Genomic DNA, 21191 nt, shown 5'->3' with positions numbered 1-21191 from the left:
ACCAGTGGACATCGAGGAGTACGAGTTCCCCGTCTCCGACGCCCAGAGCCGCCTCCTGGTCCTCGACCGGATGAACCCCGGCACCGCCCAGTACAACGTCCCCGCCGCCTTCGCCGTACACGGCCCCTTCGACCTGGGCGCGTTCACCCGCGCGCTCGACGCCCTGGTCGCCCGGCACGAGTCCCTGCGTACCGTCTTCCGCACCGCGGCCGACGGTGCGCAGACACAGATCGTCGCCGCGTCCGGCCGCGCGCACCTCACCGTCGAGAAGGACGTGCGGGCGCCCGAGGCGGACGAGCGGCTGCGGTCCGACGCCACCCGCCCCTTCGACCCGGCGACCGGACCGCTGCTGCGGTGCACGGTGTACGCCGTCGACGACGGCAGCCATCGCGTCCTGCTGGTCGCCCACCACCTGATCTGCGACGGCTGGTCCCTCGGTGTGATCCTGCGCGACCTGTCCGCCGCGTACGAAGCGGAGTCCGGGCGCGGAGCCGAGTACGAGGTCGAGCCCCGGGTGGCCCGTCCCGCCCCCGAGCCGTCCGAACCACCCCTCCAATACCCCGACTTCGCCGTCTGGCAGCGCGAACGCCAGGCCGAGGGCGCCTACGCCGAAGCCGTCGCGCACTGGGCCGGCCGGCTGCGCGGCGCGCCCGAGGTCGTCTCGCCGCCCCTGGACCGGCCGCGCCCCGCCGTGCGCTCGGCGGCGGGCGGCAGCGAGCGGTTCCTGCTGGGCGGCGGGGTCCGCGCACGCCTCGCGGAGACCGCCCGGACCCGGGGCGCCACCCCGTTCATGGCGCTGTTCGCCGCGTACGCCGCGTTCCTCGGCCGGCTCAGCGGCCGCGACGACCTGGTCATCGGATATCCGGTGTCCGGACGCGACAGGCCCGAGCTCCAGGAGATGGTCGGCATGCTGACCAACACCCTGGCGCTCCGCGTCGACCTCGCGGGCGACCCGTCGTACACCGAGCTGATCGGGCGCGTCCGGGCCGAGCTGCTCGCCGGACAGCCGTACCAGGACGCCCCGTTCGAGTCCGTCGTGGACGCGCTCGCCCCGGCCCGCGAGACCAGCCACGATCCGGTGGTGCAGCTGGTCTTCGCGTACGACGACGACACCGACCTCTCCCTCGCGCTCACGGACGCCCACGTGGAGCGCGTACAACTGGAGCTGCCCGCAGCCAAGTTCGACCTCCACCTGCACGTGGAGCGGTGGAGCGGACCAGGGCGCGGTCGCGGCGGCGCGGGCGCCGACGACGGCGAGCTCGCCGCGCAGTTCATCTACCGCACCGATCTCTTCGAGGCCGCCACCGTGCGCGGCTGGGTCCGCACCTTCGAGACCCTTCTCGACACGGCCCTCGCCCACCCCGACGCGCCGCTCTCCACCCTCGACCCCGTCCCGGCCGACGAACGCGCCCGCGCCCTCGCCGCCGCCGACCGCACCGCCGAGGCCGCGCCCACCGACCGCCTGGTCCCCGGCCTGATCGCGGACGTCGCCGCCGCCCGCCCCGACGCCACCGCCCTCGTCTGCGGCGACGTCCGGCTCAGCTACCGTGAACTCCTCGCCGCTGCCGACGCGTTGGCGTCGCGGCTGCGCGCCGCGGGGGTGCGGCCCGGTGTCCGGGTCGGCCTGCTGCTGCCCCGCTCGCCCGAGATGGGCATCGCGGCCCTCGCCGTGCTCCGCGCGGGCGGCGCGTACGTGCCCCTGGACCAGGCCCATCCGCACGCGCGCCTCGCGCACATGGTCGAGGCGTCGGGCACGGGCCTGCTCGTGACGGCGGCGGAGACCACGGCCCAGGGGGAGGCCCTCGGTGTGCGGTGCGTGCGCGCGGACGAACCTACCGACAACTCCGCCATCTCAGACGGTAATTCCACCGGCAACCCCACCGACACCGGCCTTCAGGGGGACGCCGCCGCCCCGCCCCCCACGGACCGGCCCACCCCGCAGGACCTCGCCTACGTCCTGTTCACCTCCGGCTCCACGGGCGTCCCGAAGGGCGTGGCCGTCGAGCACCGCGCGCTGCTCAACCTGACCGTCGGCGTGCGGCCGGAGTTCCCCGTCACCGCCGACGACCGTGTGCTCCAGTTCGTGTCGTTCGGCTTCGACGTGGCCGTCTCCGACCTCTTCTTCGCCTGGGTCGCGGGCGCCGAACTGCACATCGCGCGGGACGACGAACGGCTCGGCGACGCGCTGTACGCCCGGCTGCGGGACTCCCGCATCACGTACGTGTTCCTGCCGCCGTCCGCCGCGATGCTGCTGCCCGACGTGACGGGCCGCCTGCCGGAGCTGCGTACGCTCGCCGTCGGCGGCGAGGCCTGCCCCGCCGAGCTCGTCGAGCGGCTCAGCGAGCCGGGCCGCCGGATCGTCAACGCGTACGGGCCGAGCGAGGCCACCGTCTACGCCACCACCGCCGACCTCGCGCCCGGCGAACCCGTGGTGATCGGCCGCCCGGTGCCCGGCTCGCGCGTGCACGTCCTCGACGCCCGGCTGCGGACCGTGCCGCCCGGCGTGACCGGCGAGGTCTACATCGCGGGCGCCTCGCTCGCCCGCGGCTACATCGGCCGCCCCGGCATGACCGCGGAACGCTTCGTGGCCGACCCGTTCGGGCCGCCGGGCTCCCGCATGTACCGCACCGGCGACCTCGCCCGCGTCGACGCCCGGGGACGCCTCCACTACCTCGGCCGCTCCGACTCCCAGGTCAAGCTGCGCGGCATCCGCATCGAACTCGGCGAGATCGAGGCGCTGTTGGCCGGCTCCCCGGATGTCGCGGTCGCCGCGGCCGCCGTACGCGGGAGCGGGGCCGAACAGCGCCTCGTCGCGTACGTCGTGCCCCGGGACGGCGCGACCCCCACGGACGAATCCCTCCGCGCCCACCTCGCCGCACGCCTGCCCGGCTACATGCTGCCGGAGGTCTACGTCCACCTCGACGAGCTGCCGCTCAACCGCTCGGGCAAGATCGACCGCCCGCGCCTGCCGGAACCGTCCACCGAGCGGCGGAAGCCGACCCGTACGTACGCCGAGGCGCGCACCCCCACCGAGCGGCGCGTGGCGGAGGTGTGGGCCCGTGCCCTGACCCTGGACCGGGTCGGCGTCCACGACAACTTCTTCGACCTGGGCGGCAACTCCGTACGCCTGCTGGGGGTGCTCGAAGCGCTCCGGGAGACGGAGACGAGGGCGGAGGCAGCGAAGGAGCTGACGCTGGTCGACCTGTTCCGCCACCCCACGGTCGCCTTGGTCGCGGCACACCTGGACGAGGCCGCCACCCCCACCGCCCCGACCGCCTCCACCGCCCCGACCGCCTCCACCACCCCCGCCGAGCGCCGTGGAACCGACCGACGCGCGCGCCAGAACGCCGCCGCACAACGGCTCCGCTCCAGAAAGGGCACGTCACGATGACCGAGCCAGCACCCTGGAACCGCGACTCGGGCCCCGACACCGGCCCCCAGACGGAAACCGACCCCGTCGGCGACCTCGACTCGGCCATCGCGATCGTCGGGATGAGTGGACGGTTCCCGGGCGCCCCCGATCTCGCCACCTACTGGGTGAACCTCCGCGACGGCGTCTGCTCCATCGCCGACTTCACCGAGGAGGAGCTGCTCGCCGACGGCGCGGACCCGGCGGAGCTGCGCGACCCGAACCACGTACCGGCCAAGGGCCACCTCGCCGGAGCCGACCGCTTCGACGCCGCACTCTTCGGCTTCAACCGCACCGAGGCCGCCGCGCTCGACCCCCAGCACCGGCTCCTCCTGGAGACCGCCTGGGCCGCACTGGAGGACGCCGGCCGCGACCCGCTCGCCGCGCGGGACCGCACCGGCGTGTACGTCGGCGGCAGCCCCACCGAGCACATGCTCGCCGCCCACACCGACCGCCGCCTGGCCGCCTCGATCGGCGCGATGCAGATCCGCATCCTCACCGACCGCGAGTTCCTCGCCCCCTGGATCTCCTACCGTCTCGGCCTCGAAGGACCGAGCCTGACCGTCCAGACGGCGTGCTCGACCTCGCTGACGGCGGTGCACCTCGCCGCCCAGGCACTGCTCCTCGGCGAGTGCGACACCGCGCTCGCGGGCGGCGTGAGCGTCGACACCGTACGCAGGCAGGGTTACGTCCACTACGCGGGCGGCATCTTCTCGGCCGACGGCCGCTGCCGCCCCTTCGACGAGCAGGCGGGCGGCACCGTGCCGGGCAGCGGCGTGGGCGTCGTCGTACTGCGCCGCCTCGCGGACGCCCTCGCGGACGGCGACCCGATCCGCGCGGTCGTACGCGGCAGCGCGCTGACGAACGACGGCGCCACGAAGGTCGGCTTCACCGCCCCCGGAGTGGAACAGCAGACGGCGGCGATCGTCGAGGCGTGGTCGGCGGCGGGCCTGCGACCGTCCGCGGCCCAGTACGTGGAGACCCACGGAACGGCGACGGAACTGGGCGACCGCATCGAGCTGACGGCGGCGACGGAGGCGTTCGGGAGGCGCAATCGGGAGCCGGGCGACGTCGGTACTGACACCGGCACCGGAATCGGCATCGGCATCGGCTCCGTGAAGTCCAACATCGGCCATCTGGACGCGGCCGCGGGCGTGGCCTCGCTCATCAAGGTCGTGCTCATGCTGGAGAACGCCACACTGGCGCCCACCGTCAACGTCACCCGCCCCCACCCCGAACTCCGCCTGCACGCCACTCCGTTCCACGTCGTGGACCGCCCCGCCCCGTGGCCGCGCCCGGCCGAGGGCCCGCGCCGCGCGGGAGTGAGCTCGCTCGGCATCGGCGGCACGAACGTCCACGTGGTCGTGGAGGAGGCCCCGGCACGCCCCGCGCCACCGGAGACCACCCCGCCCGGCCCCCGCACCGAACTCCTGCCGCTCTCCGCCCGCACGGAGACGGCCCTCACCACGCTCGCGGGCACCCTGGCCACCGCGCTCCGCGCCCCCGGTGCCCCGTCCCTCGCGGACGTGGCGCACACCCTGCGGACCGGCCGCACCCCCATGGACGTACGCGCGTACGTCCTGGCCTCGGACCCGGCGGAAGCCGCCGAGCGGCTGACAGCGCTCGCGGAGGGCCGCCCCACGAACGACACGGAGGGGGACCCGGAGCGGACCGAGGGGCTGCGGGAGCTGGGCGAGGTATGGCTGAAGGGCGGCACGGTCCTCTGGCCGGAGGAGCCGGGCGGGGCGGCCGGGGCGGGCGGGGGCCGCAGGGTGAGCCTGCCGACGTACCCGTTCGCGGGGGAGAGCCACGGAGCACTGACGCTGCCGCACCCATCGGCGCACACCCCGACACACTCCCCGACGGCCCCGACACCGACCGAGACCACCGCGCCCGAGGCCCCCGCCACCAAGGCGATCTCCGAACTCCTCGCCGAGGCCCTCGGCCTGGAGACCCCCGTCGCCCCGGAGATGACCTACTTCGCGGCGGGCGGCGACTCGCTGACCGCCGTCCACCTGGTCGGCAGGCTCCGGGACGACTTCGGCATCGAGGTGCCCATCACCCTGTTCCTGGAGGAGCTGACCCTCCAGGAACTGGCCGCCCGCATCGTCGGCTCGAAGGAGCCGGACGAGGCGGAGGACTCGCTGGACGCGCTGCTCGCGGAGTTCGAGGCGGAGTGAGGGCGAGGCGCCCGGACGTCACCGGGTCGACGCGTTCCGCCCCACCAGGGTGGAGGCGATGACTTCGGTGACGTACGCGCGATGCCGGTCGAGGAAGAAGTGGCCCCCGTCCAGCACATGGCAGGAGAAGGGGCCGCGGGTCTCGCTCTCCCAGGCCCGCACGCTCTCGACGGTGACGCGGGGATCGGCGTCGCCGGTGAGGGCGACGACGGGGCAGTCGAGCGGGGGCCCGCTCCGGTGGACGTGGTGGTCCAGGAGGCGGTAGTCGGCGCGTACCGGCGGCAGGATGATCGGCAGCAGCTCGGGGGAGGTCAACAGCTCGTTCGCGGTGCCGGAGAGCTTCCGCATCTCCGCGACGAGCTCGTCGTCGGACATCTCGTCGACCGGCCGCACCACCGCCGCCGGCCGCCGGGGCAGCGAGGGGGCCTGCCGCCCGGAGACGAAGAGAGCCGCGGGCGGATGCCCCGCCGCGGTCATGCGCCGCGCGGTCTCGAACGCGAGGACCGCGCCCATGCTGTGCCCGAACAGCGCCGTCGGCGCCCCGCCGTCCCACCGGGGGAGCGCGGCGAGCACGGCGTCCACGACGTCGTCGGCCCGCTCGGCGAACGGCTCACCGAACCGCTCCTGCCGCCCCGGATACTGCACGACCAGCGGGTCGACGACTCCGCTGACGGCGGCCGACAGCGGGTGGTAGGCGCTGGCGGAACCGCCCGCGTGCGGGAAACAGAGCAGACGGGTCCCGGCGTGGGGTGCGGGGTGGAAGCAACGTATCCAGTCGCCCACGAGCGCGCCCTCCTTTCGCGTGCCGCGTACGGCGGCGGTGTTCACGGTGTGCTCGTCGTGATCACGACGAGCACGGTGTCCTGCTGCAACGCCGCCAGCATCGCACTGACACACGCGAGACCCCGAACCGCCCACCCGGTGAACCGGAGCGCCGAGATGCCGAACTACCCGGTGAACCGGATCGCCGAGATGTCGAACTGCAACCGGACCTTCTCGCTGACCATCGTGCCACCCGCCGCGAGCCGCTGGTTGTAGACCAGGCCCCACTCGGTGCGGTCGATGGTGGTGGTGCCGTCGAAGCCGACGCGCTCGAAGCCGAAGGGGTCCACGACCGACCCCAGGTAGTCGAGTTGCAGGTCGACGGGGCGGGTGACGTCCCGGATGGTCAGATCCCCGTACATGCGGAAGCTCTCCCCGCCCTCATGGACGGTGGAGGTGCTGCGGAACACCATCTCCGGGTAGCGCCGCGCGTCGAAGAAGTCGCTGCCGACGAGATGTGCGTCCCGCTGCTCCACACCGGTGTCGACGCTCCCGACCCGGATGACGATCTCGGCGCGCGACTCGGAGGGCCGGTCGCCGTCGAAGTACAGCGTGCTGTCGTAGTCGGCGAAGGCACCCCGGACGGTGGTGACCATCGCGTGCCGCACGGAGAACCCGACACGGCTGTGCGGCCGGTCGATGGTCCACTGCCCCGTCAGCTCCCGCAACGCGGAGTCGAGCGCGACACCGCCGGCCGGCGTCGGCTCAAGGGTGGCGGTGGTGCCGGTCTGGCGACGGCTGAAGATGCCCACGAGGTCGTCCCCTCCTTCGAAAGTGATCACCCCGTGCTATCACGGCGTTCGAAGGTGCCACCCGGCAAGATGGCCCGCCTGGTCCGGCTTCCATGGTGCCGACGGCAAAGATGCACAGGATCGACATGATGTGAAGGCACGGACGGTCGAAGGAACCTCGCACACGGTCACGCGGAGACGCCCAAGAGACGCCCACGAGACGAGACGTACTGGTCACAGACGCACGCCCCTGCGCCCTCCCCCGATACACGGGCGCAGGGGCGAACACCGGCGGCGACCCCCGAGCTCGCCGCCGCGCACCAGTCTTCCCAGCCCCTCAGCCGACGTCATTGACCATGGGCGCACACCCGTTGGCCACCGACGCGCTCCGGTGTCCCGCCAGCGCCCGCGCGCGTACGTCGCTGGGTGTGAGCCCGTACGCGGCACGGAAGGCGCGGGTGAAGACGGCGGGCTGCGTGAAGCCCCACCGGGCGGCGACGGCAAAGACGGGCACGGCGGCGAACGCCGGATCGGCGAGCACCCGACGGCAGCGCTCCCCACATCCTCCCCGACTTGCCGCATGAACCGAGCGAGCAGGGCCCCGAACCCCTCCTGACTCGAGAGCGGCCGGGAGACGACGTCGGAGAGCCGGTCGACGGGAAAGGGCAGCAGATGCAGGGGCCACGTGGCCACGCTGCTCCGAGTCAGCCCACTCCCACCACTCCTACCATCGTGTTGCCGCATCCCCCCTCAAAAGGCGAGAACGACTCGTACAGAAGAAGACTCCCGGGCCCGAACCGCACGTTGCGCCCGCCCTGTTCGAACCCGCTGAGCCCCGACAGGGTCAGCGAGACCTGCAAACTGCCGGGATCCCCTCTACGGATGTGCCGCTCGATACGCCGCACCTCGGCCGACGGATACGACATGGTGGTGACCGTCGAGGCCCCGAGATCGACATGGTCGACCGCGACGGGAAAGTCATCGGTGTGATCACTCCGCAGAGTCGTCACGATGGGCGAAGCGGCCTTGAGCCCACCCCACCACCCGAACCGCTCCTCGCGCGGCACACCCTCACTGCTCAAACACGACCGAATCACGCTCTCCCCTCCCCTTTCTCCCTCCCCCACTCGCCCCCCACTCTCCTTCCCCTACGACGCCACACCCCGCGGGCCTCGTTCCATCAGGAGCCGTAGAAGGGGAGGTTGTGACGTACTGAAGCGGGTGCACCGTAGATGAGTGAGCAACACCGACCTGGCAAAATAGGAGAAGTAGAGCGGTGGGATGAGGGGGAGTGCGGTGGGAAGCCAGTTGCGCGTCGGTGGTGTGTATCGATCTGCCCGGAACAGGGACCCTTCGGTAGAGCTCATCGATGGATACCCGAACATTCATCACGCCACGGCTTCCGGAGTTCTCGCTCCGGTTCAGCTCAGCAAGGGAATCAATCCGACTGCCAAGGTCAAGACCCCGGAGGGGCGGCGGCGCCCATCGATTCTGATCCGTTCCAGCCCGTGGAAGGCAGGCACGACTGAAACTCCCTGGCATGACGTGTTCGACCTCGACAACGGCCGCATCCGCTACTTCGGGGATCACAGGGTCGACCACGCAGAACCACTCGGAAGTACCCCGGGTAATGCGGTGCTGTTGGAGGCGCTGGCCGAACACCGGGCGAGCACGCCGGAACAGCGTGCCCTGGCCGTTCCACTGCTGGTATTCGCTGCTGTGACGCGAAACAAAACGCCGAAGGGTTACGTCCAGTTCTGCGGCGTGGCAGTCATCGAAGGCGTCGAGCAGGTCGAGCAGGAGGCGGAGGGTAAACCCTTCCCCAACTACCAATATGACTTGGCGCTGTTGGACCTGAGCGCAGAAGACGACCAACTGGACTGGGCCTGGATCGAGGCGCGAGGCAATCCTGGCCTCTCGGCCGCGGACACGGTCGAGATCGGCCCCCGGTCCTGGCGACAGTGGGTGGAGCAGGGGCACGCAGTGTTGCCCGAGGTGAAGCGGGAGCCCAATGGCTCCGCTGAAGACGGCGGCCCCGATCGACACGGGTCTGCGGATGCCCGTGAATCCACCGCTCTCAATCCCACTGCACTGTTTCCCGCCCCACGGCGCACCGAAGATCCTGCTTCGTCCCCTTCTGTATCGACTGGATCATCGGACGGGCTCACGGTGAGTGCGCTCATGGAGAGGCTGAGGAACCTCAAGGTTCACAAGAGGAACGGTCGACAGAGCAGACACAAGCCGTTGGCTCTGCTATGGGGAATCTCCAGGGTGGCCACGGGAAAGCCTCCCCTCGCGCCGTGGCTACAGTTCCGCGAAGAGGTGGGAGGGTTGTTGGCAGAGTTCGGTCTTCCCGAATCCGGAATAACTCCTGAATACCCGTTCTGGCATCTCCGGACCAGTGACCTGTGGGACGTGCACGGCATCCCGTCCGAGCAGGCCGCGGTGGCTCACGCCGCAACGTTCGACAGGCTCAATCCCAAGGCAGGAGTAACCAAGCAGGCTGAGCAGTTGTTGGCTGACGCGTGCGTGCGGTCCCAGGCCGTCGCAGTCCTGCGGGAGACCTACCTCGCGGATATCGACCAGGGCGCCCTTATGGAACGCCTGGGGTTGGCCGGCTACGAAAGCGCGAGTGGTGTCGAGGATTTTTCGGAGCAGACGGAGAACACGGAGGAGGAGACAAGCCCGGTCGCACGGCGTGCCATCACCACTTCCCGTGTCGTCCGTGACACTGCCCTGACGGCCAGAGTGAAGAAGTTGCACGGTGATCGCTGTCAGATCTGCGGCCTACAACTGCGCACCCGTTTCGGTACCTACAGCGAGGCTGCTCACATCCGTGGTCTGGGCCGACCGCACGACGGCCCCGACGAGCAGGCCAACCTGCTGGTCCTCTGCCCGAACCACCACGTGCAATTCGACACGCTGGCGCTGTACATCGACCCCGACGGCGTCGTCCGTGCCACCGCTGACGGCACCTCCATCGGAGCACTCCGTCGACACCCCGCCCACGAAATGAGCACAGAGCACATTCGCTATCACCGCGCGCTATGCGGAAGGGACACGCCCGACTACAGACGCCAGGGCCAGCCTCTGCTTCCCGAACGCACGCCCTGAACGCCATCCCCCCTCGTCACCGGATCTGCGCGAGTACGAGTGAGAGCACCTCCTCGAGCCTAGGCGGCCGGTTCGCTTGTCTGGGCTCCTTCGGTAGCCAGCAGATGCGCGAGGTTCTCCCGTGCACTGTCGAGCGTGGCAAGCATCTGCGCACGGGTCTCTTCGAAATCGGGGTCGACCTCGACTCCGAGGTCATGTCGCAGCGTGACTCGTAGCAGGTATACGCCATCAGACAGTGGGCCACTGAACCATGTATCGGCCCGCTGATATGCCCCGTTGAGATCAGGGCCGCTCGGTAGATGCTTGACGACCGCGTACCCGACCCCAAGAGATCTGTTGATGGCCGAGGCTACGTCCAGGACATCCTTGGCCAGTGCCATCTGTGCCTGGGAGTACTCGTCCGCCCAGGCCTCCTTCGCGCTTTCGAGCAGAGCCGGGTCGATGCTTTCACCGCGCTTCGCTGCCAAGACGGCGTCCCTGGCGGCGACTCGGTAAGCGCGAGCGGTGGTATTCAGACGGGCATAGAGATCTTGGCGGGTTTGTATCGCCTGCTCGTAGCGCTCCTGCTCTCGTTCACGGTCCACCCGCTCGTTCTGTTCCCGGTTGGCGCGCTGGCTGAGCACCGCCCCACCAAGGGTTCCGCCCAACGTTCCTCCGACGGTGATGAGTGCGACGGCAAGCGTGGTCACATCCACGAAATCCTCCAACTCCTCCAGCTGTCTGACTTGCAGCCAGCGGCTGATGGCCGCAGGGCTGGAGCACTTTCACCAGACGCACGGCCGCCTGCAGTGTGGTCGTGGGAGAGCATGGCGTAACAAGAAGCAGAGGTCTGCTCGGCTCCGCTACGTGGCATCTGCGTCTGCCTGCACATACGCAAAGACCCCGGCCTCAGCGTTTCCGCTGGTGACGGGGTCTTCGGGCACCTCATGAAGGGTGCCCCCGGCAGGATTCGAACCTGCGCACACGGCTCCGGAGGCCGTTGCTCTATCCCCTGAGCTACGGGGGCGTACCGTCGCGGGTTGCGCGGCGACGGGTAGAACCCTACCAGCTCTTCGGGGCTCCCCATGAACAGGTATTCCGGGGCTCGCGCGGGGGCGTGGTGAGGGCCCGACTCGGCGGGGCCGGGAGGCGGCGCCGGCTTGTCCGTGGGCGGTGGAAGTGGGGAAAACCGGGACGCGGTGGCGGGCGCGGACCTACTCTCGAGTTGTGCCAGGCGTGCCCGGCCGCGTGCTTGTTGTGGACGACAACAAGGTCATCCGGCAGCTGATCAGGGTCAACCTCGAGCTGGAGGGCTTCGAGGTCGTGACCGCGGCCGATGGTGTCGAATGCCTGGACGTCGTGCAGCAGGTCCAGCCCGATGTGATCACCCTCGATGTCGTGATGCCCCGGCTCGACGGGCTGCGGACCGCCGCCCGCCTCCGTGCCGACGCGCGTACGCGTGACGTGCCCATCGTCGTCGTCAGCGCTTGCACGCAGTACGAGGTCGAGAGCGGCCTGGAGGTCGGCGTCGACGCCTTCCTCGCCAAGCCCTTTGAGCCGAACGAACTGGTCGCCACCGTGCGGCAGTTCATGTTCGAGGGGAGGGGCGAAGGGAGTGGAAGTGGTGAGGGCGGGCGTGCGGAACAGCGTGAGCAGGGCCGTGGGGCCGCCCGGGAAGCGGCCGAGTGCCGGGTCAGGGGTTGTGGCGCTGGGGGCGGAGGCGTCGTAGGTGGCGGTCTCGGCGAAGCGGAGCGCGCCGCGCAGTCCGGCGGCTGATTCTCGCCCAGGCCCAGCCCGGCCCGCCCCGGGTTTGGGGCTCCGCTCCACCCCGGTCCATGAGTCCGGCGCCTGACCCCACCTCGACCGCGCCCTGGGGCCCAGCCCCGGCCCATGGCCGAGTCCGGAAGCCGACCTCACCTCGGCCCAGCTCCGGAGCCCCTGCCTCGCTGCGGACCACGAGTCGGGAGGTTGCCGACCTCGTTTCGGTCCCGCTCGGGGCCCCGCATCGCCTCGGCCCTGAGCCCGGCGGCTGACCCCACCTCGCCCCCGCCCCGGGCATGCGCCCCACCTCGGCCTCCGTCCAGAAGCTGCCCCCACCTCGCCCCGCCCCGCCTGTGACCCCACCCCCACCCCCGTCCACATCCCGGACCATCCACGAAACCGAGTCGCCTCCCCACCCCCCTCCTCCCATACGCTTGGTCCCGTGACCCCCGTCGAGCTTTCCCGCACCGTGCTGCGCGCCATGCGTCAGGCCGTCGATGCCGGTGAGCTCAGCGTGGGCCCGGGTCGGGGACCGGACCTGGGGCTGGGCAGCGAGCTGGGCGCGGACGGCGGCGCGTCGACGCGCGGACCCGTGCGTGTGGAGAAGCCCCGCCCCGGCGGCTCCGGCGACTACGCCACCAACGTCGCCCTCCAGATCGCCCGCGCCGCCGGACGCACCCCCCGGCAGGTGGCCGAGGTCCTCGCCCCGCGGATCGCCGCCGAACCCGGCATCGCAGGCGTCGACATCACCGGGCCCGGGTTCCTCAACATCACCCTCGCGGGCGCCCGCGACGAAGCCCTCGTACGCGAAATCCTGGAGCGTGGGCCCTGCTACGGGCACGTGCACCCCGACACCGGTGCCCTCGCCCAGATCCACGTGCCCCGTGAGATCCGTGCCGTCGTCGTCGCCGACAGCGCCCGCCGCATTCTGCGTTCCCAGGGCGTCCTCGTCCGCGTCAGCTGTGACGACGTGCCCGACCCGGCGTGGACGGACATCCTCGGCGCGCACGTCGACGCCCACGGACGGCCGCCGCAGCCCCTCCCCACCCTGCGCCCCGTCCCCGCGACCACGACCGCGACGGCAACCACAACCGCGACAACCTCCGTCAGCCCCCTCCGCCTCGGACGCGACGCCGCCCGTTGGGCGCTGCTCCACCCCGCCGCCCACGACCACCCCCGCATCACCCCCGAGCAGGGCGGCGACCTGCACCTCGTGCAGCGCGAGAGCAACCCCCTCTTCCGCGTCCGGTACGCCCACGCCCGCTCCCGCGCCCTCATCCGCAACGCCGCCGACCTCGGTTTCGCGGCCGCCCCCGGCGACATCGGCGCCCCCGCCACCCCCCTCCTCGACGCCCTCGCCGCCCACCCCACGGTCCTCGCCTCCGCCGCGCGCCACCGCGCCCCGGACCGCCTCGCCCGGCACCTCGTCGTCATCGCCGACGCCTTCCTCGCCTTCCAGAGCGCCCCATGTGACCCGCACACCTCACGCGCCCCACAAAGGCCCACGCGACGCGCCGCCCAAGGGCAGATATTGCCGATGGGGGACGAGAAACCCTCGGCCGCCCACCGCGCCCGGCTCGCGCTTGCCGAAGCCGCCGGGACGGTGCTTGCCGGTGGCCTGTCCCTGCTCGGTATCAGCGCACCCGACCACCTGTGACATGTGAAAGACGAGACGACACAGCCATGAGCCGTTCCGCACACCCCGCCGGCCCCCGTCACGCCGACGTACTCCCCGAGGGCCACTACAGCGCTCCGCCCGCCGATCTGAACGCCCTCGACCCCAAGGTCTGGTCCCGCACCGTCACCCGTACGCCCGAGGGCGTCGTCAGTACGGGCGGCATCGAAGTGACGCGGCTCGCCGAGGAGTTCGGCACGCCCGCCTACTTCATCGACGAGGCCGACTTCCGCGCCCGCTGCCAGGCCTGGCGCGACGCCTTCGGCAGTGACGCCGATGTGTTCTACGCCGGGAAGGCGTTCCTTTCCCGGGCCGTCGTGCGGTGGCTGCACGAAGAAGGTCTCAATCTCGATGTGTGCAGTGGTGGGGAGCTTGCCACCGCACTCGACGCGGGCATGCCCGCCGAGCGCATCGCCTTTCACGGGAACAACAAGACCCCGGACGAGATCGAGCGGGCGATCGCGGCCGGCGTTGGGCGCATCGTGCTCGACTCCTTCCAGGAGATCGTGCGCGTCTCGCACATCGCCGAGCGGCTCGGCAAGCGGCAGCGCGTGCAGATCCGGGTGACCGTGGGCGTCGAGGCGCACACCCACGAGTTCATCGCCACCGCGCACGAGGACCAGAAGTTCGGGATCGCGCTCGCGGGCGGGCAGGCCGCCGAGGCCGTGCGGCGCGCCCTCAAGCTGGACGGGCTCGAACTCATCGGCATCCACAGCCACATCGGGTCGCAGATCTTCGACATGGCCGGGTTCGAGGTGTCCGCCCGCCGCGTCGTGCAGCTGCTCGCCGAGGTGCGCGACGAGCACGGCGTGGAGCTGCCGGAGATCGACCTCGGGGGCGGGCTCGGCATCGCGTACACCTCCGACGACGACCCCCGCGAGCCGCACGAGATCGCCAAGGCGCTCAACGAGATCGTCGCCCGGGAGTGCGCGGCCGCGAAGCTGCGCACGCCGCGGATCTCCGTCGAGCCCGGCCGCGCCATCGTCGGTCCGACCGCCTTCACGCTCTACGAGGTCGGCACCATCAAGCCCCTCGAAGGGCTGCGTACGTACGTGTCGGTGGACGGAGGGATGTCCGACAACATCCGTACCGCGCTCTACGACGCCGAGTACACCGTCGCCCTCGTCTCCCGCTCCTCCGACGCCGAGCCCGTGCTTGTGCGTGTCGTCGGCAAGCACTGCGAGAGTGGGGACATCGTCGTGCGGGATGCTTTCCTTCCGGCGGACCTCGCGCCCGGCGACCTGATCGCCGTGCCCGCGACCGGTGCGTACTGCCGCTCGATGGCGAGCAACTACAACCACGCTCTTCGCCCGCCCGTCGTCGCCGTCAGGGACGGCGAGGCGCGGGTGATCGTGCGGCGCGAGACGGAGGAAGATCTCCTGCGTCTCGACGTCGGATGACGTAAAAAATGAAATACATGTCTCAGGATCCGGACAATGGACAGAAAGTCTGTTCCGGTGGGTGAGACTGGTTCCACCGTAGATGTATGAGAAGTGAGGTCGGATGATGCGTACGCGTCCGCTGAAGGTGGCGCTGCTGGGCTGTGGAGTGGTCGGCTCAGAGGTGGCGCGCATCATGACGACGCACGCCGACGACCTCACAGCCAGGATCGGTGCCCCGGTGGAGCTCGCCGGGGTCGCCGTCCGCCGGCCCTCCAAGGTCCGGGAGGGAATTGATCCCTCGCTCATCACCACCGATGCGACCGCGCTGGTCAAGCGGGGGGACATCGACGTCATCGTCGAGGTGATCGGGGGGATCGAGCCTGCTCGGACCCTGATCACCACCGCCTTCGAGCACGGTGCCTCGGTCGTCTCCGCGAACAAGGCGCTCATCGCGCAGGACGGCGCCGCGCTGCACGCCGCCGCCGTCGAGCACGGGCGGGATCTGTACTACGAGGCCGCCGTCGCCGGCGCCATCCCGCTCATCCGGCCGCTGCGCGAGTCCATGGCGGGTGACAAGGTCAACCGCGTCCTCGGCATCGTGAACGGGACGACCAACTTCATCCTCGATGCCATGGACACGACGGGGGCCGGCTATCAGGAAGCCCTCGACGAGGCCACCGCGCTGGGATATGCCGAGGCCGACCCCACCGCCGATGTCGAAGGGTTCGACGCCGCCGCCAAGGCCGCCATCCTCGCCGGGATCGCCTTCCACACGCGGGTGCGCCTCGACGACGTGTACCGCGAGGGCATGACCGAGGTGACCGCCGCCGACTTCGCTTCCGCGAAGCGCATGGGCTGCACCATCAAGCTCCTCGCCATCTGCGAGCGAGCCGCCGACGGCGAGTCCGTCACCGCACGCGTGCACCCCGCGATGATTCCGCTCAGCCATCCGCTGGCCTCGGTGCGCGGCGCGTACAACGCCGTCTTCGTCGAGGCGGAGGCAGCGGGACAGCTCATGTTCTACGGGCCCGGCGCCGGTGGCTCGCCCACCGCGTCCGCCGTCCTCGGCGACCTCGTCGCCGTCTGCCGCAACAAGCTCGCCGAAGCCACCGGACCCGGCGACTCCGCGTACACGCAGCTGCCCGTGAGCTCCATGGGCGAGGTCGTCACGCGCTACCACATCAGCCTCGACGTGGCCGACAAGCCGGGCGTCCTCGCCCAGGTCGCGACGGTCTTCGCCGAACACGGCGTATCGATCGATACGGTCCGTCAGACGGGCAAGGACGGCGAGGCCTCCCTCGTCGTCGTCACCCACCGCGCGCCCGACGCCGCCCTCACCGGCACCGTCGACGCGCTGCGCAAACTCGACACCGTGCGTGGTGTCGCCAGCATCATGCGGGTTGAAGGGGAGTAAGCAGCAATGACCCACCAGTGGCGCGGAATCATCGAGGAGTACCGGGACCGTCTTCCGGTCTCCGACACCACGCCGGTCGTGACGCTCGGCGAGGGCGGCACGCCGCTCGTGCCCGCACAGGTGCTCTCCGAGCGCACGGGCTGCGAGGTCCACCTCAAGGTCGAGGGTGCCAACCCCACCGGGTCCTTCAAGGACCGTGGCATGACCATGGCGATCACCAAGGCCAAGGAGGAGGGCGCCAAGGCCGTCATCTGCGCCTCCACCGGCAACACGTCGGCGTCCGCCGCCGCCTACGCCGTACGCGCGGGCATGGTCTGCGCCGTCCTCGTGCCGCAGGGCAAGATCGCGCTCGGCAAGATGGGCCAGGCGCTCGTCTACGGCTCGAAGATCCTCCAGGTCGACGGCAACTTCGACGACTGCCTGAACCTCGCGCGCGGGCTGTCCGACAACTACCCGGTGGCGCTGGTCAATTCGGTCAACCCGTTCCGCATCGAGGGCCAGAAGACCGCCTCCTTCGAGATCGTCGACGCCCTCGGCGACGCCCCCGACATCCACGTCCTTCCCGTCGGCAACGCCGGCAACATCACCGCCTACTGGAAGGGCTACAAGGAGTACGCGGCCGACGCGGTGTCGACCCGTACGCCTCGGATGTGGGGCTTCCAGGCCTCCGGTTCCGCGCCCATCGTGCGCGGCGAGGTCGTCAAGGACCCGTCGACGATCGCCACCGCGATTCGCATCGGCAACCCCGCGTCGTGGCAGTACGCGCTCGACGCGCGCGACGAGTCGGACGGCTTCATCGACGAGGTGACGGACCGTGAGATCCTGCGCGCCTACAAGCTGTTGGCGTCCCAGGAGGGTGTCTTCGTGGAGCCCGCGTCGGCCGCGTCGGTCGCCGGTCTGCTGAAGGCCGCCGAGCAGGGCAAGGTCGACAAGGGGCAGCGCATCGTCTGCACCGTCACCGGCAACGGCCTCAAGGACCCGGACTGGGCCGTCGCGGGCGCCCCGCAGCCGGTCACCGTCCCGGTCGACGCCGCCGCCGCGGCCGAGCGCCTCGGCCTCGCGTAACCGCAGGCAAGACCCGCGACTCCGTACAGGGGGTGGCACAGGGGGCTTACGACACGCATCGTGCGCCTCCTGTGCGCCCTATGTCGCCACAGAACCTTCCTTCGATAGGCTGTACCGAACCCGCCCCGCCGCATATGCCGCGGTGCCGCCGTTGTCCGCGGCCTTCGGGTGTTCCGTACATGTGGCACGTACTGAAAAATACGGAGCCTCAAAAACACGCAGCTCAAGGAGAGTCATCGAGCGATGGCCGGTCCCGCGTTCCGCGCCGCCGCCGTCCGGGTGCGCACCCCCGCCACCAGCGCCAACCTCGGTCCGGGCTTCGACAGCCTGGGCCTGGCACTGGGGCTGTACGACGACGTCGTCGTCCGGGTGGCCGACTCCGGCCTGCACATCGACATCGCCGGCGAGGGCAGCGAAACCCTCCCGCGCGACGAGTCGCATCTGCTTGTACGTTCCCTGCGCACCGCCTTCGACCTGCTCGGCGGACAGCCGCGCGGCCTTGAGATCGTCTGCGCCAACCGCATCCCGCACGGCCGTGGCCTCGGCTCGTCGTCCGCCGCCATCTGCGCGGGCATCGTCGCCGCCCGCGCCGTGACGATAGGCGGCGAGGCCAGGCTCGACGACGCCGCGCTGCTCGACCTGGCCACCGAGATCGAGGGCCACCCCGACAACGTCGCCGCCTGCCTGCTCGGCGGCTTCACGCTCTCCTGGATGGACGGGGGAGCGGGACGGGCCATCAGGATGGAACCGGCCGATTCCATCGTTCCGGTGGTTTTCGTCCCCGGCAAGCCCGTCCTCACCGAGATGGCGCGCGGCCTGCTCCCGCGCACCGTCCCGCACGTCGACGCGGCCGCCAACGCGGGCCGGGCGGCCCTGCTCGTCGAGGCCCTGACCAGGCGCCCCGAGCTGCTGCTGCCCGCCACCGAGGATCGGCTGCACCAGGAGTACCGCGCCCCGGCCATGCCGGAGAGCGCCGCCCTGGTGGAGCGGCTGCGCGCCGACGGCGTGCCCGCGGTGATCTCCGGCGCGGGACCCACGGTCCTCGCGCTGGTCGAAGACAGTGCGGCCGACAAGGTCGCACGGCTGGCGGGGGAGGGCTGGGCGGCCAATCGCCTGGCACTCGACGCCACGGGCACGAGCGTGCTGCCGCTCGCGCCCTGACGCAGTGAACGAAGGGATTTCGGGGTGTCCCGATCCTGAGAGGGGGAATGTTTGTTGGATCCGGTAGTGTTAATCTCAAGTCTGCACCCGACCTCACCATGGCGAGGTGCTTTGTGTCCCCGTCCGGGACAACCATTCTTCCGGGAGCCTCCCAAACTGCTTCGTGCCTTGCACTGAGCGGTCCTGAGCACGCTCCGGAACCGGCGTGACCGAGCCGCGTGACACCGCACATCAGTGGCACCGCACCGGGAATCGCCATCACCAATGAATTCTTCCGCCGCGTTGGCGGACCACCGCCCCGGCACGGTCCACGAAATGCAAGGACCGATCGCCGGACAGCACAACCGGTCGCCGAGCCAGACAGGCCGACGTCCGCTCCAGGGAAGGACCCTTCGTGAGCGACACCACCGATCTGATGGGCGTGACTGCCGACACGCCCGCCACGGACGCCTCCGCGGCGCCTGCCACCGGTGCTTCGGCCGGGTCCCGGCGGCGCCGCGGCACCGGCCTTGAGGGCATGGTGCTGGCGGAATTGCAGCAGGTCGCATCGGGCCTCGGAATCAAGGGCACCGGGCGCATGCGCAAGAGCCAGCTGATCGAGGTCATCAAGGAGGCGCAGGCAGGGGGCGGAGCCCCGGCGAAGAGCGCCGCGGCTTCCGGTGAGACCACCGAGACCAAGCCCAAGCGCCGGGCCACCTCGAAGGCCCGTACGGGCGAGGACGCCGCCGAGCCGGCCGCCAAGGCGGCCAAGGCCGACGACGCCAAGGGCGCCAAGGCCGAGAAGGCCGCCGCCCAGCAGCAGATCGACATCCCCGGCCAGCCCGCCGGCGGCCCCGGCCGCGCGGCCGAGGCCGAGCGCGGCGGGGACGACCAGCCGGCCGGCGAGCGCCGCCGGCGCCGCGCCACCGCCGAGGCGGGCAGCCCGGAGACCGTCACCGCCGAGGCGAAGGCCGAGGCCAAGGGCGACGCGTCCGAGCCCAAGGGCGACAAGGGCGGCGACGGCTCCGGCGACGGCGCCGAGGGCCGCCGCGACCGCCGTGACCGGCAGGGCCGCGGCCGCGACCGCGACCGCCGCGGCAACAAGGGCGACGACCAGCAGGGTGGCGGCCGTCCGGACCGCCAGGACCGGCAGGAGCGTCAGGACCGTCAGCAGCAGGGCGGCGGCCGTCAGGACCGCCAGGACCGCCAGCGTGACAACGGTCCGCAGGACGACGACGATTTCGAGGGTGGCCGCCGCGGCCGCCGGGGCCGTTACCGCGACCGCCGCGGCCGTCGCGGCCGCGACGAGCAGGGCTTCGGCAACGAACCGCAGGTCTCCGAGGACGACGTCCTGATCCCCGTCGCGGGCATCCTGGACATCCTCGACAACTACGCGTTCATCCGTACGTCGGGCTACCTCCCCGGTCCCAACGACGTGTACGTCTCGCTGGCCCAGGTCCGCAAGAACGGCCTGCGCAAGGGCGACCACGTCACCGGCGCGGTCCGCCAGCCCAAGGACGGCGAGCGCCGCGAGAAGTTCAACGCGCTCGTCCGCCTCGACTCCGTCAACGGCATGGCGCCCGAATCCGGGCGCGGACGGCCGGAGTTCAACAAGCTGACGCCCCTTTACCCGCAGGACCGGCTCCGTCTGGAGACCGACCCGGGCGTGCTGACGACCCGCATCATCGACCTCGTCGCGCCCATCGGCAAGGGCCAGCGCGGTCTGATCGTGGCCCCGCCGAAGACCGGCAAGACCATGATCATGCAGGCGATCGCCAACGCGATCACGCACAACAACCCCGAGTGCCACCTGATGGTCGTCCTGGTCGACGAGCGTCCGGAAGAGGTCACCGACATGCAGCGGTCGGTGAAGGGCGAGGTCATCTCCTCGACCTTCGACCGTCCCGCCGAGGACCACACCACGGTCGCCGAGCTCGCCATCGAGCGTGCCAAGCGCCTGGTGGAGCTGGGCCACGACGTCGTCGTGCTGCTCGACTCGATCACCCGTCTGGGCCGTGCGTACAACCTCGCCGCCCCGGCCTCCGGCCGCATCCTGTCCGGTGGTGTCGACTCGACGGCCCTCTACCCGCCGAAGCGCTTCTTCGGTGCCGCGCGCAACATCGAGGACGGCGGCTCGCTGACCATCATGGCCACCGCGCTCGTCGACACCGGCTCGCGCATGGACGAGGTGATCTTCGAGGAGTTCAAGGGCACCGGCAACCTCGAGCTCAAGCTGGACCGCAAGCTCTCCGACAAGCGGATCTTCCCGGCGGTGGACGTGGACTCGTCCAGCACCCGCAAGGAAGAGATCCTGCTCGGCAGCGACGAGCTCGCCATCACCTGGAAGCTGCGCCGCGTCCTGCACGCGCTCGACCAGCAGCAGGCGATCGAGCTGCTTCTCGACAAGATGAAGCAGACCAAGTCGAACGCCGAGTTCCTGTTGCAGATCCAGAAGACGACGCCGACGCCGGGCAACGGCAACGACTAGTCGTCCTCAGCGGTCCAAGAGCCGCCCCGTC

At 70.9% G+C, this 21191-nt stretch carries 15 protein-coding genes and 1 tRNA gene; 10 read left to right on the top strand and 6 right to left on the bottom strand.

Translation table 11 applies throughout. From position 1 onward, the window contains the following. The first annotated feature begins 4 nt into the window (after nucleotides 1-4). Nucleotides 5-3391: a non-ribosomal peptide synthetase gene (locus ACZ4Z4_RS22240; protein WP_468329757.1), complete on the top strand. Its 3387-nt coding sequence runs from the start codon at nucleotides 5-7 to the stop codon at nucleotides 3389-3391. Next, nucleotides 3388-5589 (top strand): beta-ketoacyl synthase N-terminal-like domain-containing protein, encoded by a 2202-nt coding sequence (locus ACZ4Z4_RS22235; protein ID WP_468329754.1) that lies wholly within the window; start codon nucleotides 3388-3390, stop codon nucleotides 5587-5589. The genes ACZ4Z4_RS22240 and ACZ4Z4_RS22235 overlap by 4 nt, the downstream gene beginning before the upstream one ends. 18 nt (nucleotides 5590-5607) lie before the next feature. Here the strand turns inward: ACZ4Z4_RS22235 and ACZ4Z4_RS22230 are convergent, their stop codons facing one another. The 4 genes from ACZ4Z4_RS22230 to ACZ4Z4_RS22215 all read right to left on the bottom strand — a co-directional run bounded on the left by ACZ4Z4_RS22230 (nucleotide 5608) and on the right by ACZ4Z4_RS22215 (nucleotide 8209). Next, nucleotides 5608-6417: a thioesterase II family protein gene (locus ACZ4Z4_RS22230; protein WP_468329751.1), complete on the bottom strand. Its 810-nt coding sequence runs from the start codon at nucleotides 6415-6417 to the stop codon at nucleotides 5608-5610. Nucleotides 6418-6536: 119 nt separating this feature from the next. Next, nucleotides 6537-7163: a YceI family protein gene (locus ACZ4Z4_RS22225; RefSeq protein WP_468329748.1), complete on the bottom strand. Its 627-nt coding sequence runs from the start codon at nucleotides 7161-7163 to the stop codon at nucleotides 6537-6539. A gap of 316 nt (nucleotides 7164-7479) precedes the next feature. Further along, on the bottom strand, nucleotides 7480-7683 hold the full coding sequence (locus ACZ4Z4_RS22220; protein WP_468329745.1) for an AraC family transcriptional regulator: 204 nt from the start codon (nucleotides 7681-7683) through the stop codon (nucleotides 7480-7482). A gap of 163 nt (nucleotides 7684-7846) precedes the next feature. Continuing rightward, nucleotides 7847-8209 (bottom strand): AraC-like ligand-binding domain-containing protein, encoded by a 363-nt coding sequence (locus tag ACZ4Z4_RS22215; protein WP_468329742.1) that lies wholly within the window; start codon nucleotides 8207-8209, stop codon nucleotides 7847-7849. Between the two features lie 229 nt (nucleotides 8210-8438). Between ACZ4Z4_RS22215 and ACZ4Z4_RS22210 the strand changes: the two genes are divergently transcribed. Further along, nucleotides 8439-10256, top strand: coding sequence for a phosphorothioated DNA-binding restriction endonuclease family protein (locus ACZ4Z4_RS22210; RefSeq protein ID WP_468329739.1), 1818 nt, complete (start codon nucleotides 8439-8441; stop codon nucleotides 10254-10256). A 59-nt stretch (nucleotides 10257-10315) separates the two neighbouring features. Here ACZ4Z4_RS22210 and ACZ4Z4_RS22205 read toward each other — a convergent pair whose 3' ends face one another. Continuing rightward, nucleotides 10316-10951, bottom strand: coding sequence for a hypothetical protein (locus tag ACZ4Z4_RS22205; protein WP_468329736.1), 636 nt, complete (start codon nucleotides 10949-10951; stop codon nucleotides 10316-10318). A gap of 239 nt (nucleotides 10952-11190) precedes the next feature. Beyond that, nucleotides 11191-11262, bottom strand: a tRNA-Arg gene (locus ACZ4Z4_RS22200). A gap of 230 nt (nucleotides 11263-11492) precedes the next feature. On the opposite strand from ACZ4Z4_RS22200, the gene ACZ4Z4_RS22195 reads away from it, so the two are divergent. The 7 genes from ACZ4Z4_RS22195 to rho all read left to right on the top strand — a co-directional run bounded on the left by ACZ4Z4_RS22195 (nucleotide 11493) and on the right by rho (nucleotide 21160). Continuing rightward, entirely contained in the window at nucleotides 11493-12011 is a 519-nt protein-coding gene (locus tag ACZ4Z4_RS22195) for a response regulator (protein WP_468330450.1), read from the top strand. Nucleotides 12012-12438: 427 nt separating this feature from the next. Next, complete coding sequence (gene nrtL / locus ACZ4Z4_RS22190; RefSeq protein ID WP_468329734.1) at nucleotides 12439-13653, top strand: ArgS-related anticodon-binding protein NrtL; 1215 nt, start codon at nucleotides 12439-12441, stop codon at nucleotides 13651-13653. A gap of 26 nt (nucleotides 13654-13679) precedes the next feature. Continuing rightward, entirely contained in the window at nucleotides 13680-15071 is a 1392-nt protein-coding gene (gene lysA / locus ACZ4Z4_RS22185; RefSeq protein WP_468329731.1) for a diaminopimelate decarboxylase, read from the top strand. A gap of 103 nt (nucleotides 15072-15174) precedes the next feature. Further along, a complete protein-coding gene (locus tag ACZ4Z4_RS22180) occupies nucleotides 15175-16467 on the top strand; it encodes a homoserine dehydrogenase (protein ID WP_468329728.1) in 1293 nt (430 codons plus the stop codon). 6 nt (nucleotides 16468-16473) lie between these two features. After that, a complete protein-coding gene (gene thrC / locus ACZ4Z4_RS22175; protein ID WP_468329725.1) occupies nucleotides 16474-17532 on the top strand; it encodes a threonine synthase in 1059 nt (352 codons plus the stop codon). A 243-nt stretch (nucleotides 17533-17775) separates the two neighbouring features. Beyond that, on the top strand, nucleotides 17776-18693 hold the full coding sequence (gene thrB / locus ACZ4Z4_RS22170) for a homoserine kinase (protein ID WP_468329722.1): 918 nt from the start codon (nucleotides 17776-17778) through the stop codon (nucleotides 18691-18693). Between the two features lie 394 nt (nucleotides 18694-19087). Beyond that, nucleotides 19088-21160 (top strand): transcription termination factor Rho, encoded by a 2073-nt coding sequence (gene rho, locus ACZ4Z4_RS22165; RefSeq protein WP_468329719.1) that lies wholly within the window; start codon nucleotides 19088-19090, stop codon nucleotides 21158-21160. Nucleotides 21161-21191: the final 31 nt, after the last annotated feature.

This window comes from Streptomyces sp. NPDC030245 (assembly GCF_055572995.1).
This window is presented reverse-complemented; position numbering and strand designations above follow the sequence as displayed.

What these genes read in the sequence shown, in the direction of transcription:
- lysA (WP_468329731.1), top strand. Translation starts at nt 13,680, where the DNA reads ATGAGCCGTTCCGCACACCCCGCCGGCCCCCGTCACGCCGACGTACTC.
- ACZ4Z4_RS22180 (WP_468329728.1), top strand. Translation starts at nt 15,175, where the DNA reads ATGATGCGTACGCGTCCGCTGAAGGTGGCGCTGCTGGGCTGTGGAGTG.
- thrC (WP_468329725.1), top strand. Translation starts at nt 16,474, where the DNA reads ATGACCCACCAGTGGCGCGGAATCATCGAGGAGTACCGGGACCGTCTT.
- ACZ4Z4_RS22235 (WP_468329754.1), top strand. Translation starts at nt 3,388, where the DNA reads ATGACCGAGCCAGCACCCTGGAACCGCGACTCGGGCCCCGACACCGGC.
- thrB (WP_468329722.1), top strand. Translation starts at nt 17,776, where the DNA reads ATGGCCGGTCCCGCGTTCCGCGCCGCCGCCGTCCGGGTGCGCACCCCC.